The following is a 13,634-nucleotide window of genomic DNA, read 5'->3' on the forward strand; positions in this document are numbered from 1 at the left end:
ATGCGGCACGGGACCGACTACCGCGTCCTGCCGTTCAGCGACGACACCTCGGCCGTCCTGATCACCGGGAGCCACCGGCTGCTGCTCGCCCCGGCGGACACCGCCGAGCGGCTGGCGGCCGGCGTGGAGAACCTGCTGCCCGACGAGCGACGGGCGTGGGAGAGGCTGCTGGCGGGCGCCGAGTCCGGCCGCGAGGCCAACCGCGTCCGCCTGCGGGAGGGCGCGCTGTCGGACGGCGCCGACTTCGCGGTCAACGTCAACCTGACGAACGTGTGCAACCTCGCCTGCACCTACTGCTTCGCCGAGGGCGGCGACTACGGCCGCATCACCGCGGCCATGGGCGAGCACTCGATCGCCTGGATCTTCGACTTCGTCGACCGCTACGCCGCGTCCGGGCAGCGGGTCCGCTTCGAGTTCTTCGGCGGGGAGCCGCTGGCCAACTTCGAGGTGATCCGCAGGATCTGCGAGCGCGCCAGCGACCTCACCGCACGCACGGGCACCGAGTTCGTCCACCGGATCTCGACCAACCTCACCCTGATGCCCCAGGGCGTCGAGGAGCTGTTCCGGGACCACGGCTTCATCGTCTCGGTCTCGATCGACGGCGGCCGCGAGGTCCAGGACGCCAACCGCCCGTCCAAGAACGGGAAGGGCTCCTACGACCGGATCGTCCGCAACCTGATCCGGCTTCGCGAGGCCTGCGGCGACGACGTCACCCTGGTCGCGCGGATGACCATCGCGACCGCGCGGCCCAGCCTCACCGACAGCGTGCTCGACCTCTGGAACCTCGACCTCTTCGACTACTTCCAGATCTATCCGGGCGTCTACCCCGTGGAGCAGGGCACCACGGTGCCCATCGCCCTCACCCTCGGGGAGCGCAAGCTCTCCGAGCCCAGGGGCATCCGGTACATCAACCACTTCCTCCAGCCCGGCATCGTGGAGCAGTTCAAGGACTTCCTGGTGCACTACCCGCGGCTGTTCGCCGCCGGCAACCGGTTCAAGGGCGTGCTGGAGTACGAGCGCACGGTACAGATGATCACCGAGGGGTCGGCGGCGCTGGCGTTCTGCTCGGGCGGCCGGACGTACTACACCCACTCCCCCGACGGCAGCATCAGCCCGTGCCACCGCCTGGTCGGCGACCAGGGCTTCGACGTGGGCACCGGGGCCGAGGGCCTCACCCGGGACCACCCCGAGTGGCGGCGCACCGTCGACGAGCACCGGGTGTGCGGGTCCTGCTGGGCCCGCTACCTGTGCGGCGGTGGCTGCCGGCAGGAGAACCACGTGGCGTCCGGCGACGTGAACGAGCTCAACACCGAGTCCTGCCAGTACCAGCTGATGCTCGCCGAAGAGGTCGTCACGATGCTGGCGAGGTCCGCCGCCGACTACCGCGAGCGGTCGCGCACGCGCTACGACGACCTCTTCGTCTCCTGCGGACGCCCGGTGGTCCCCAACGACCGGCCGGCCCTCGACGAGGCCGCCGACGTCCGACCGTTCCAGGTCCTCTGCTGACGGGCCCCGGCCCCGGACCCCTCACCCACCACCCCAGGCCGGCCCCGACGAAGGAGCGACCGCAGATGGCCGAGAAGATCATCCGGCGGAACATCCACACCTATCCGTTCAAGTACCGCCACCACGAGTACGACGAGTACTTCCGCCCCGAGAACGCGGTGCTGTACCTGCACGTCCCGTTCTGCCTCACCAAGTGCGGGTTCTGCGACTACACGGTCTACGTCAACCGGAACGAGCAGCACTTCGCCCAGTACGTCGACGCGCTGGAGCGCGAGGTCCGCGCGTTCGCCGCCAACCGCGCCTTCCCCGCGTTCCGGGTCGACGCGGTGTACTTCGGCGGCGGCACCCCGGGCATCCTCACCGGCGACCAGACAGCACGGCTGCTGGACGCCTGCCGGGAGTCGTTCGCATTCAACGAAGGCGCGGAGATCGGCCTGGAGTTCGACCCCTCGACGGTCGACGAGGCCAAGATCGCACGCATGCGGGAGGCCGGGTTCACCCGGCTCAGCGTCGGCGTCCAGGCCTTCGACGACCGGCTGCTGGCGATCTGCAACCGCTCGCACGACCGCGCCACCGCGGAACGGGCGTTCCGCACCGTCGTCGACGGCGGGTTCACCCACACCAACATCGACCTGATCTTCCCCCTCCCGGACCAGTCCGTGGACGACTGGAAGCGCAGCGTGGACCGCGCCATCGAACTCGAACCGGCCTGCGTCACCGCCTACGGCCTGGAGATCTGGCCGAAGACGGCGTTCCACTCGCTCATCACGTCCGGCCGGATGGCGCTCCCCACGGCCCAGGACGAGCGGCGCATGTACGAGTACGCCATCGACGCCCTGGAGGCGGCGGGGTTCGTCCGGCGCAGCTCGACCGGCTACTTCCACCCGGACCGCTGCGCCGACTACTCGCGCTTCCTGGAGTACTACTGGCGGACCTGGCCCATGATCGGATTCGGCGTCTCGTCGAAGAGCGTGATCCACGACCGGCTGTTCGTCAACGTCAAGCCGCTGAAAAAGTACTACGAGATGGTGGAAGGCGGTCAGATCCCGCTGGATTTCGCCACCTACCTCACCAAGGAACAGGAGATGCGCCGCGTCATGATCCGCGGCCTCAAGATGTGCGAGGTCAACCGGCCGGATTTCCGGCAGCGGTTCGGCGTCACCATGGAGACGGTCTTCGGACCGGAAATCGAACAGCTCGTCGACAAGGGCTGGCTGGAGCCGCGCGGTACGGACGTGTACGCCCTGACCAGGCTCGGCCAGCTGTTGTCGACCAATGTGTACGAGCTGTTCTACGCGCCCGAAGACCTGAGCCCGGCCGAAGGCGATGAGGTACGGTTCGGCATATCGGAACTCGTCGAATGACCTGACCGGCGGGTGTTGTGACGAGAGGGCAGAGCGAATTGTCACGCACGTACCCGCACCGGGAATCAGGTCGGAACGGAATGACCCCGGTGACCCGCGGAGGCGGACGGTGAACATCCTCCCCGCGTGGTTCGCCGGGCTCAGCCTCGGCTTCCTGGTCGCCCTGCCCCTCGGCCCCATCGGCCTGCTGTGCGTGCGCAGCGTCCTGCGCGACGGCTTCCCCACCGGATGGGCGATCGGCCTGGGCGCGGCCCTGGTGGACGTCACCTACGCCGGCCTGGGCCTGGCCGGCGTCGGCAAGCTGCTGGACGTCCCGGCGCTGCGGACGGGTCTGGGCCTGGCCGGGGCGGCGGTGCTGGTGTACATCGGCACGCGCTCGCTGCGCGCCGCTTTCCAGGTCAAGACGGCCCCCGAGGACGAGCGGGACCCGGAGCCGGTCCGCCCGCCGGCGGCGTTCCGCACCGCGCTGGCGGCCACCGCCTCCAACCCGGCGACGATCGGCTACTGGGCCGCCGCCTTCGCCGCGGCCACGGCGGCGGACGTCACAGGGACGCTGCCCGCCTCGGTCTCCATGCTCGTCGGTGTCGGCTGCGGCACGCTGCTGTGGTTCACCGTGCTGAGCACCGGCGTGCTCGTGTTCCGCCGGCGGTTCAGCGCCCGGCTGCTGAAGGGGGTCGACCTGGTCGCCGGGGTCGGCGTCATCCTCTTCGGCGGTTTCCTCGCCTACCAGTCGCTCGCCTGACCCCTCTCCCCGCCTCCGGGGCGATCGCGGGCCGGGCGCCCGCTCCCCTGGAGGACCCCATGACCACCCGTCACCCCCTCGGCACCGCACCGGCCGGGAACCCGCGCCGGCCGGGCGCGTTACTGCCCCGGGCCCTGGTGTACCTGGCCGGCTGCCTGGTCTTCTCGCTGGGCGCCCACTGCTTCATCCAGTCGGACCTGGGCACCGATCCGCTCGACGTCTTCTCCCTCGGCGTGCTCAGACACCTGCCGCTCACCATCGGGATCTGCCAGGCGGCCGTCGCGGTGGTGTGCATCGGGGCGTGGGCGGTGTGGAACCGCAAGCGCCCGGTGGTCTCGCCCTTCGTGACCTTCTTCCTGTGCGGCAGCCTGATCGACCTCCTCCAATGGCTGCGGCCCATGGCCTGGTTGGGGCTGCGGAGCTACCCGCTGATGCTCCTCGGCGCGCTGCTGTGCGCGTACGCGTCGGCGCTGATCATCATGAGCGGCTTCGGGATCCGCGCCATCGACCTGCTCGCGATCACCATCCGGCACCGCCGGACCTGGCCCTTCTGGTGCGCGAAGGGACTGATCGAGGGCGTGCTGCTGCTCGCCGGATGGCTGCTGGGCGGGCCGGTGGGCGTGGGCACGGTGGCCTTCCTGGTCTTCGTGGACCTGCTCATCGAACCCTTCGTACGGTTCAACCGGCGCTTCCTCGACATCCCGGACCACGGCTTCGCCGTCGCCCTGGCGGCACCCTGAGCCCGCCGGCACCACCAACGGACCGGCCCCCACGGGCAAGGGCTCCTCCGCAGGTGCCGACCCGTTCCGCGCGATGTCGGAGCCGGGTGAGAGCATGCGCCCGTGCTGATCCCTGGATACGAGAACGAGCCTCTTGCCACCGGCGAGGAACTGGTCCACCTGCCGGGCTTCTGGGCCGCCTACCTGCTGTGGCTCGCCGAGGGGGAGGATCTGGATCCCGAGCCCGCGCTGTTCGGCGCGGACCCCGCGGACGTGGACGCCGCGTACGAGCGGCTCTCCGACCCGGCCACCTGGCCCGTCGTCCGGCTGCCCCTGCGACACGGCCACAGCATCCTGGTCGTCCACCGCAACGCCGCCGAGGACGAAGGGGTCGACTACTACCTGGCCCACCCCGACTGGGACCGGCCACGCTCACTGGCCAGCACCGAGGGCCACTTCACCGGCCCCGGGCTCGCCTGGCGCGAACTGGTCCACATCGCCCGGCACCCCGGCGACGGGCCGGGGATCACCGACCCGGACGCCCGCCTGCTCCTCCTGCTGCCCGTCCTCGGCGACGCCGACCTGCCCGCCGACGCCGCCGCGACCGTCACCGGTGCCCTCACCGCGACCGGCACCCCGCCCGAGGCCGCGGCCACCCTCGCCGAGGCCCTGCTCGACCACCCCTTCTGGGACGGCGAGACGTGGTACTTCGCAGGAGCCGCCGCTCCACTCGGCGGCGCCGGCACCACCGCCCACACCAGCCGCGTGCTGCTCTGCGGCGGCGCCCACAGCCCCCGCGGCAGCCGTCTCGGCCTCTCACCCGACCAGGAGGCCCGCCTCGCCGAGGCCCTCGGCACCGCCGGCTGAGGACGGCCCGCCCCACGGAGCACAGCCCGTCTGGCGGCGGCTGCCGTTCCAGGAGCGCTCCGTGTCCGCCGTACAGGTCCATGGCCTGGGCGGGCCGGGGGTTCCCCGTGCACGCCTCAGTTGGATCGGCGCTCCGGCGGTGGAACCCGCGCCGCGTCTACGGCTCCGTGCCCCGCGCCTCCTCGCCCGCCGGACCGGGCTGAGCCCGGCAACGGTGTTCGCGTGGGGAGAGGCCGTAGGCGGTTCTGAACGCGCGGCTGAAGACGGAGGGGCTGGGGATGCCGCAGCGGGCGCCGATGACGTGGACCGGCAGGGCCAGCAGGAGCGGGTCGGCGAGTTGGCGGTGGGCTTTCCTCAGCCGCTGGCCGCGGATGAACCCCGCCACGCTCTCCCCCTCGAAGTAGCGCGCGAAGAGGCGGTGCAGATGACTGACGGAGATGTGGTGGGCGGCGGCGACCACGGACGGGGTCAGCCCCGGGTCGTGCAGGTTGCCCCGGACGAACGCCCGGATGCCCTCCACCAGGGCCCGCCTCCGGGCCTCCTCGGGCAGCATGCGCTCGGCGTCGAGCTCCCGGGCGATCCACGCCGACACCAGGTCGACCGCGACCGCGCCCAGGCGCGCCGCCTCGACGGGGTGCAGACCGGCGGCCTGGCGGTCCAGGCCGAGCACGAAGTCCGCCAGCAGCGCACCCGTTCCCTCCCCGATGGAGAGCCTGCGCCCGAGCAGGTCGCGCAGCCGGTGCGGCGGCACCGGCAACAGCGACACGGGCAGGTCGATGCCCACGCCGGCGACTTCCGGACCTCCCCGACCCGGGGCCCGCTCCCCGACCATCCGCACGTCGTGCGCGGTGGAGCTGTCGATGAAGGAGATGTCCCCGACACCGAAGGTCTCTGCCTGGTCCCGCCCGCGCCTGAGCCCGTGGAACCCGGAGGTCAGCACCGTCAGGTAGTACAGCTCCTGGTCCGAACGCCGGATCATCCGCTCGGTGCGCCGGAACCGCGCCGACGGGAACGACGACCCCAACAGCACCACCGGCCCCAGGCCGAAGCACCGCACCTGCCCCGTGAACTCGTCCGCGTGCGCACTCGTCGCCTCGCACTCCCGTGTCTTCCCCAGCACGTCCCGCCAGTACTCAAAACGGTCCTTCTCGGACAAACCGTCAACCTGGAGCGCGCTCTTCTCCTGTGCGGACATCCCGCCCCCTTCGGACACATCGTCCTCGCCCGCGGACAAGGCCATCCCCGGTGCCATTGTCACGCCCGCGCTACGAGGTCCGCAGGCCCGGATGCGCGCCGAACCCGGTTCCGGCCAGATGCCCGCCGGCCGACGGTCGCTTCCACGGGGTCGCGATGGAGACGACCCACCCGCCCGGCCGCACCGCGGCTGCCAGGGCAGCGGCATCCTGCGGGTCCAGCGGAACGAGGTTGACGGACGCTCCCCTGAGATCCGTCGCCGCCCAGGTGGGATACACCTCCGAGTTCGCCTTCGCCAACGCGTTCAAGCGTGCTCACGGGCCGGCCCCCGGCGCGTACCGGCGGAGGAGCTGAACCGGCCCGGCACGCCCGGGTCCGGGTCCGGGTCCGGCAGGCAGGAGGGCGGCGGGTTCCGCCCGGGTGCCACCCGGGGTTCCGTCCTTGGTGAGCAGGCGGGATGATGGCCGGTGTGATCATCGCAGCTGCGCAGTTCGCCCCGGTCGCCGGGGATGTCGAGGCCAACGTCCGGACGGTGTCCGGCCTGATACGCCGGGCCGGTGCCGAGGGCGCGCGCGTCGTCGTCTTCCCCGAGCTGGCCCTCACCGGCTACGAGCCGTCCCTCGTCCGCGCCACCCCGGCCCTCTGCCTCACCGAGACGGACGCCCGGCTCGATCCCGTGCGGCAGGCCTGCCGCACGGCGGGGGCGGCGGCCGTCGTCAACGCACCGGTGCTCACGGCCGGAGCCCAGGGCCGGCCGAGCGTCACCTCGCTGGTCGTCGGCCCGGACGGCGAACTCCTCACCCGCTACGACAAGAGGCACCTGTACGGCGTCGAGGCCGAGGTCTTCGTCCCGGGCGCCACCGACGGGCGTTTCACCCTCGACGGCGTCCGGTTCGCGCTCGCCACCTGCTACGACAACCGCTTCCCCGATATCGCCGAGCGGGCCGCCGCGGACGGCTGCACCGTCTATCTGGCGAGCTCGGCGCTGGACGCCGACAACGACTCGTTCGAGGAGGTGTACCCGGTACGGGCCAGGGACTTCGGGCTGCACGTGGTCCTGGCGAACCTCGTCGGCCCGAGCGAGGCGGGCCCGTGCGTGGGGCGCAGCGGCGCGTGGGGCCCGGACGGCGAGCGGATCGCCGACGCGGGCCCCGACCGGGAGGGGTTCGCCCTCGCCGAGGTGCGCTGACGGACCGAGGCCCGGGCCCTGCGCCGACGCCGTGCCCGGGCAGGAGCCTTCGCGGGATCCGGCTCGCCGTCCGGACCTGCCTTCGCACCACCCTCGGCACGGCCCGCCGCGGCGGCAGCGAAACCCCCTGTCCCTCGGTCAGGGCCTGCTCGAACGCGTACAGGGGCTCCCCGGCGACCGCCGGCCAGAACGACTCCGACCGTCCGGGGGACGCGAGGTGGCGGCGGACCGGGCGGCCCCTGGGCGACTCGCGGCACGTCTTCGTCGCGTCAGGGCCCGAAGGGTGTGCTCCAGCGTCGATGGAACACTGACCACTAACTCGCTGTGGGCAGCGCTGTGGCTGTGGGCAGCGGCGCTGTGGGCAGCGGCGACGAAGTCGCGCCGGCGCTCAGCCGGCTTGTGCGCCGACGCTGTCGAGGCTTTCCCCGTCACCGGGTGAGGGGGAGGGGAGGGTGGTCCTGGTGGTCGGGGTGTGCTTGCGGGGCCGTCCTTTGGGTCGGCGCGCGGGCGTCTCCGCGCCCAGCCGGGCGAGCTCCTCCGCGCTCCAGCCGGCTGCCTCGGCGGCTGCGTAGGCGCTTCCGTACGGGGCCTCGGTATCGGCCAGCTGGTCCTTGAGGCGCTGTCGCTCCGCCATGACGGCTGCGAGCGAGACAATGGCCTTCTCGCGGTCGTCCTGGATCTCGCGCATTCGCCTCAGGAACTCGTCTTCTCTCGTCATGCTGCGGATCGTAGGGCCATCACTTCGAGTGGTTTCGAAGCTGCCCGCAGAGATCACCCGTGTCGGTGATTTTCAGCTGCCACTCCGGCGTATCGGCTGGCGGTCAGTTCGATCGCGAAGCAGTGTGGCGCAGCGGGAAATCGCGGCGATGGCCGCCTTCGTTCCGGTCTGCGGAACGCCGGTCCGCGGAGCCGAGGAGGATCGACGGTGAGTGGTACGGAGGGCGCGCGGCGGCGGGAGCGGCAGATGCGGTCGCCGCGGTCGAACCGGGTGAATCTGGCGTACAACGATGCCGAGCTGGCGATCGTGCGCGAGGCGGCGAAACGTGACGGCATGGTGGTGTCCGCGTGGGTGGCTCGAAAGGCGTTGGCGGTCGCCAAGGATCAGCTCGTACCGGTGTCCGCGGACGCCCGGGAGGTGCTGGCGGAAGTCATCAGATCGCGTGGGGAACTGGTGCGGATCGGCGAGTGGCTGGGGTCGGTCGGCCCGTTGGACGCGCGGCCCGCCACCGGTCTCGTCCAGGAGGCCGTGCGGCGGGTCGACCGGGCGACGATGCAGTTGATGCGGGAGCGGGCGTCGCGCTGGTGATCCCCAAGAGGGCGAAGGGCGGAAGTGACACCGCCGGGCTGCTGTCCTACCTGTACGGTCCCGGAAAGCGGGACGAGCACGAGGACCCGCGTCTGGTCGCCGCCTGGGGGCCGTGGGTGCCCGACCCCGCGCGGTCGCCGGACACGACGGTCGGGGATCTCGCGCTGCTCCTGGACGCTCCGGTGCACGCGTCCCGTGGCAGCGCGCCGGCCGAACACGTCTACCACGTCGCGGTACGCGTGGCGCCGGAGGATCCGCTTCTGACGGACGAGCAGTGGGCCGAGGTCGCCCGGGCGATGATGAGCGCCGCCGGCGTCGCTCCGCAGGGCGAGAGGTGGGGCTGCCGCTGGGTGGCGGTCCGGCACGCGGACGACCACATCCACATCGTCGCGACGAAGATCCGCCAGGACGGGATCCAGCCGGATCTGCGGCAGGACATCGTGCGGATGCAGCGGCTCGCCCGACAGTTGGAGGTGCGGTGGGGACTGCGCCGGCTGATGTCAGGGGATCGGACGGCGAAGCGGTGGCCGACGACCGGCGAGACCCGGAAGGCCTCACGCCGTCACCTGCCTGTGAGCGCGCGCGAGCAGCTCCAGTGGACCGTCCGTACGGCTGCGGCGGCCGCGGCGAGCGAGGAGGATTTCTTCGCCCGTCTCCGCTCTTGCGGCCTGCGGGTGGCGCAGCGCTGCGGCTCGGGCAACGGCGCCCCGACGGGGTACACGGTCGCGCTGCCCGGCGACCGGGATCGGGCCGACCGGGCGGTGTGGTTCGCGGGTTCGAGCCTGGCCTACGACCTGTCGCTCCCCCGGGTCCGCGAGCGCTGGCAGGTCCCGGTCCCGGAGCCGGAGGTGTCGCGTCACGCGTTCTGGCAGGCTCTCGAGCACAACCTCCGCACGGTGTCGGGTTCGCTCGGCCGTGGCGGACGGCAGGCAGGGGCCGGCGATGTGGCCGCGCTCGGCGACCTTCTCGTGGTGGCGTCGGGTGCCGTGCCTCCGCTGGTCGAACCGAGTCTGCGTGCTTCGGCGGCGGAGTTCGAGCGGGCAGCCAGGGCTCCGGGCAGGCGTGACCTGGACGGTGAGGCGCGGATGCTGCTGCGTTCCTCGGCCCGGATCCTCGTGTCGTCGGCCAGGTCGTCCGGCCGCAACGACGCGGCCGCCTTTCTGGGGTTCCTCCTGGCGCTGGTCACGGCCGTCGCGGCCGCGCGGCTCTGGCACGAGGAACAGGGCCATCACCCCCAGGCCGAGGCGGCCGGTAGAGCCGGCCGGTCGTTGCGGGAAGCCGTGGAGATGAGCACCGGGGCAGCCGCGGGTACCGGAGTCCGGTCGCGCACGAGGCGGGCGGGATCGGCTGACGCCAGGCCCAGCCGGTCGTCACGGCTGACCGGCGTGGTGACGGAGGCTCTTCCCGGCCACGCGTCGGCGGTACTGGTGGATTCCGTCTGGCCGGTCCTGCGCGGACGCCTGACGGCCTTGGAGCGGCAGGGCTTCGACCCCGCCGCGGTACTCGCGGCGGTCGCGGCGCGGCGTGAGCTCCACTCCGCGGCGTCCGTCGCGCAGGTTCTCGTCTGGAGGTTGGACGGGTGGGCCCGTGCTCACGGGGCGGCGCCGGACAGGCGGGCGGCGACGGCTCCGCCGCGGTTCGCCTCCGCGCCACCATCGGGCGCCGGGAAGACCTCCGGCCCTGCGGCCGAGACGAAGCGCTTCCCCGGCAACGAACCGGAAGGGCCCAAACGGGGCCTGTGACCGACAGGAGTTCATGATGACCATGCCCTACCCGGGCGAACCGTTCGCCGACGCGGCCGGCGAGGCGGTGCAGACGGCGACGGCCGCGGTGCGCCTGGTGCTGGCCGTCGCGGACGCGGTGCGCCGCGCGGCGCAGCGCGGGTCGGGACGGGAGCACCCGCTGCCGCCGACCGACCTGGCCCTTTCCGAGGCGGCCGGGGATCTCAAGGCCCTGCTCGCCCCTGACCTGGCCGGGATGCTGATGTCCGGTCCGGACTGGCCGTTCATGGCCCGGCAGTTGGTCGCCTTGCGGCGGTCCGGGGTGAACCTGGAGGAGTTCCTGCCCCGGGTGGGGGACATCGCGGTGTCGGTGCGGGATGCCGTCCTGGCCGACTCGGCGCGGGTCGCGGCCGAGCGGAATCAGGAGTGGGCGGGGCTGCTCCGGGCGAGCATGCCGGCGGGTCCGGTGCGCGAGGCGATCCTCGCCTCTCCCTTGTGGCCGGAGATCGCCGCGACGATGCGGGAACTCCGGGAACGGGGTGTCGACGTCCGGCGGCTGCTGGCGGCCGCGTACGCCGAGGGGGTCGGTGTCGATCGGGTGGTCGACCGGGGGTCTGACGCCGACCGGAGGTCTGGCGCCGCCCGGCGGTCGGCGGGCGTGCCGAGCCGGGATTCCCTTCGCTCCTACGGTCCGTTGACAGTGGGGCTGGACCTACCGGGGGATCTCGACCTGGGAGACCGCCCAAGGGCGTTGGCGCAGCTGGGCGTGAGCCGGACGGAGAACGACCGTTACGTTCGCTGGGTCCAGGAGGCGTTGCCCGGGCGGGAGCGTGAGGCGGCGCTGCTGGTGAACTCCCGCCAGTGGCCGCTGCTGGCCGCTCGGATGGCGCGGATGCAGGACGACGGCAGGCCGGTCCGGGATCACCTGGTGCGGCTGATGCGTGATCGCGGGTGGGAGTCCGGCCCTGTCTCCTACCTCGTGCCCCGTCTGGTCCGGGCCGCCAGCGAGGCGCTGCGCAGGCCGGCGTGCGACTCCGTCACGTCGGCCGCGGTGGTGACCGAGGCGGCACGAGCCACGTCGGCGGCCGCGGGGCCGCCCCCGCCATGGACGCGCGGCGCGGGGCCCGGCGGTCCCCGGCCCGCTGCTCACCGAGCCCCCGTCCCGAATGCCGGCGCAGGACGGTCACGGTAGCGGCACCACTCCCATCGGCCGGGCAGATCGGCCCGGCAGGTCGGGCAGGCAGATCGGGCAGGCAGGCTGGCGGAACACCCGACACGGCCCTTCCTACGGTCGCGTGGCGCCCGCGAAGTCGGAGGCGGGCATGTCCGCAACGGGGGTCTTCTTGACGACGTCGCCGGTCTTCGGCGCGGAGATCATCAGTCCGTCGCCGATGTAGAGAGCCACGTGGTAGACGTGGCCGCTGCCGTCGTGGCGCCAGAACAGCAGGTCGCCGGCTCGGAGGTCGGCGTGGGCGACGGGGCGGTCGGCCGTCGCGGAGTACTGCTCGGCGGCGGTGCGGGGAAGCCGGCGAGCGGGCCAGTAGGCGTACTGGACGAGAGCCGAGCAGTCCCAGCCGACCGTCTCCTCGGCCAGGCACCGCCCGTCCCGGTACCCGCCGTCCGCGTCGCAGTGGCCACGGCTCGGACCGGCCGGGCTGCCGCCGCCGTAGCTGTAGGGCACACCCAGCTGGGTGGCGGCCCGGCGGGCGGTGTCCGGGCCGACGCCGTACCCCGTGATCTCCGAGAACGGGCCGGTGCCGTGGAAGCGGCCCACGTTGCCCATGATGTCCGCCACATAGCGTCGGGTCTCGGCGTACGGCGGCACGCCGCGGCCGGCCTCCACCGCGGCCCACCCCGCGTTGTAGCCGGCCAGCGCCAGGCGGCGGGGGTCGTCGGCGATGCCGGACGCCGCCGCCTGCCCGAGCAGACTGCACATCAGCCGCCCCTGCGCCATCACGGCGTCTCCGATGTCGAAGGGCGACGCCGTGCCGCTGAGATCGTCGTCCCTCCCCCAGGTCGCCCAGGTGCCCGGCATGAACTGCGCCGGACCCTCCGCGCCGACCGGGCTGCGCGCGTCGGCGCGGAATCCGCTCTCCTCGAACAGCTGGGCCGCGAGCAACTCCGGTGTCAGAGCCGGGTCATGGCAGTCGCCTGCGGCCCGGAGCACCCATGGCCGGTACTCCTCGGGCACCCCGCCGACCGCCACGTCGCCGACCGGCACGTCGCCCTTCTCGGTGGCGGCTCCCGCCGACACCACCAGAGCGAACGCCGCGACGACCGCGACGAGCGGCAGCACGAGGGCCACCGCGCACCCGACCAGAACCTTCTTCACGGAGACCCCCCTTTGTGAGATGCGCCGATAGGCCCGAATGGGCGGATGGCCGTGCCTTCCGCACCACCAGCGGCGTTACGCCACGTGGCCGAATATGACGGCCCCGCTCGTGGCCGAAAGGCCGCCTCGTGGCCGAAAGGCCGCCTCGTGGCCGAAAGGCCGCCTCGTGGCCGAAAGGCCGCTCTGACAACGCGAGTTACTGGGGGAGGTTGCGGCGTGACGCCCAATCCGGTGGTACCGGCACAGCAGGCACCCGCCATCCCGAGGTACGGGCTCATGCCGGTTCACGGCTACGACATCGCCTCCGCCGTGGTGCTTCGGATGCTCGACGGGGACGACGGCCGGGGCCTGCGGGCCCGCGGACTCGGACCGGGAGAACCGATGCCGTATGGCGTCCAGCCGGTGATCGTCACCCCCGGCACCGTCTACGGCACCGTGCAGGTGGAGGCCATCCTCCGAAGGTGGCCCAGCGCTCTGGCGAGACCCTGGCTCGTCGTGGTGGCCGACGTCCCAGCCCGCCCCGCGGCGGCTGCCCGCTACCGGCTCCGCGCCCTGGGCGGACGCCTCGCCGGAACGGTGCACCTGCCGTACCTGCCGGCGCTCCGCTCGGTCGAACGCGCCGAAGACGCCCTGGCCGACGCCGCCGTGGCGCGCGCGGCCCTCCGGCTACGTGCCCAGCTCGAAGGGAAGTGAC

Annotated in this window: 13 protein-coding genes and 1 pseudogene; 11 read left to right on the plus strand and 3 right to left on the minus strand. The window is 72.6% G+C overall.

Features of this window, described 5'->3' with window-relative positions; genetic code table 11:
* The 5 genes from ACFRAR_RS14630 (at position 1) to ACFRAR_RS14650 (ending at position 5,198) form a co-directional block, all read left to right on the plus strand.
* Complete coding sequence (locus ACFRAR_RS14630; protein WP_380698388.1) at positions 1 to 1,506, plus strand: radical SAM protein; 1,506 nt, start codon at positions 1 to 3, stop codon at positions 1,504 to 1,506.
* Between the two features lie 65 nt (positions 1,507 to 1,571).
* Complete coding sequence (locus ACFRAR_RS14635) at positions 1,572 to 2,870, plus strand: coproporphyrinogen-III oxidase family protein (protein WP_380698390.1); 1,299 nt, start codon at positions 1,572 to 1,574, stop codon at positions 2,868 to 2,870.
* A 109-nt stretch (positions 2,871 to 2,979) separates the two neighbouring features.
* A complete protein-coding gene (locus ACFRAR_RS14640) occupies positions 2,980 to 3,612 on the plus strand; it encodes a LysE family translocator (RefSeq protein WP_380698392.1) in 633 nt (210 codons plus the stop codon).
* A 59-nt stretch (positions 3,613 to 3,671) separates the two neighbouring features.
* Complete coding sequence (locus ACFRAR_RS14645; protein WP_380698394.1) at positions 3,672 to 4,352, plus strand: YitT family protein; 681 nt, start codon at positions 3,672 to 3,674, stop codon at positions 4,350 to 4,352.
* Positions 4,353 to 4,454: 102 nt separating this feature from the next.
* The gene (locus ACFRAR_RS14650; protein ID WP_380698395.1) at positions 4,455 to 5,198 is read left to right on the plus strand and encodes a hypothetical protein; all 744 of its coding nucleotides are present in this window, start codon (positions 4,455 to 4,457) and stop codon (positions 5,196 to 5,198) included.
* A gap of 157 nt (positions 5,199 to 5,355) precedes the next feature.
* Here the strand turns inward: ACFRAR_RS14650 and ACFRAR_RS14655 are convergent, their stop codons facing one another.
* Entirely contained in the window at positions 5,356 to 6,393 is a 1,038-nt protein-coding gene (locus tag ACFRAR_RS14655) for a helix-turn-helix transcriptional regulator (RefSeq protein WP_380698397.1), read from the minus strand.
* 227 nt (positions 6,394 to 6,620) lie between these two features.
* On the opposite strand from ACFRAR_RS14655, the pseudogene ACFRAR_RS14660 reads away from it, so the two are divergent.
* Together ACFRAR_RS14660 and ACFRAR_RS14665 are read left to right on the plus strand one after the other, a co-directional pair.
* A pseudogene (locus ACFRAR_RS14660) lies at positions 6,621 to 6,746 on the plus strand (AraC family transcriptional regulator); the annotation flags it as partial.
* A 106-nt stretch (positions 6,747 to 6,852) separates the two neighbouring features.
* Positions 6,853 to 7,581 carry a carbon-nitrogen hydrolase family protein gene (locus tag ACFRAR_RS14665; RefSeq protein WP_380698443.1) on the plus strand — a complete coding sequence of 243 codons (729 nt, stop codon included), beginning with the start codon at positions 6,853 to 6,855 and terminating at the stop codon, positions 7,579 to 7,581.
* A gap of 388 nt (positions 7,582 to 7,969) precedes the next feature.
* On the opposite strand, the gene ACFRAR_RS14670 is transcribed toward ACFRAR_RS14665, so the two are convergent.
* A complete protein-coding gene (locus ACFRAR_RS14670; protein WP_380698399.1) occupies positions 7,970 to 8,299 on the minus strand; it encodes a hypothetical protein in 330 nt (109 codons plus the stop codon).
* A gap of 207 nt (positions 8,300 to 8,506) precedes the next feature.
* Between ACFRAR_RS14670 and ACFRAR_RS14675 the strand changes: the two genes are divergently transcribed.
* From ACFRAR_RS14675 to ACFRAR_RS14685, 3 genes are read left to right on the plus strand one after another with little or no spacing between them, the layout of a single operon-like run.
* Entirely contained in the window at positions 8,507 to 8,887 is a 381-nt protein-coding gene (locus tag ACFRAR_RS14675) for a hypothetical protein (protein WP_380698401.1), read from the plus strand.
* Entirely contained in the window at positions 8,884 to 10,629 is a 1,746-nt protein-coding gene (locus ACFRAR_RS14680) for a relaxase/mobilization nuclease domain-containing protein (RefSeq protein ID WP_380698403.1), read from the plus strand. The genes ACFRAR_RS14675 and ACFRAR_RS14680 overlap by 4 nt, the downstream gene beginning before the upstream one ends.
* Positions 10,630 to 10,645: 16 nt before the next feature.
* Entirely contained in the window at positions 10,646 to 11,800 is a 1,155-nt protein-coding gene (locus ACFRAR_RS14685) for a hypothetical protein (RefSeq protein ID WP_380698405.1), read from the plus strand.
* A gap of 93 nt (positions 11,801 to 11,893) precedes the next feature.
* Here the strand turns inward: ACFRAR_RS14685 and ACFRAR_RS14690 are convergent, their stop codons facing one another.
* On the minus strand, positions 11,894 to 12,940 hold the full coding sequence (locus tag ACFRAR_RS14690) for an NlpC/P60 family protein (protein WP_380698407.1): 1,047 nt from the start codon (positions 12,938 to 12,940) through the stop codon (positions 11,894 to 11,896).
* A 276-nt stretch (positions 12,941 to 13,216) separates the two neighbouring features.
* Between ACFRAR_RS14690 and ACFRAR_RS14695 the strand changes: the two genes are divergently transcribed.
* Positions 13,217 to 13,633 carry a hypothetical protein gene (locus ACFRAR_RS14695; protein ID WP_380698409.1) on the plus strand — a complete coding sequence of 139 codons (417 nt, stop codon included), beginning with the start codon at positions 13,217 to 13,219 and terminating at the stop codon, positions 13,631 to 13,633.
* The last annotated feature ends 1 nt before the right edge of the window (position 13,634 follow it).

This window comes from Kitasatospora sp. NPDC056651 (assembly GCF_042792155.1).
Lineage (GTDB): Bacteria > Actinomycetota > Actinomycetes > Streptomycetales > Streptomycetaceae > Kitasatospora.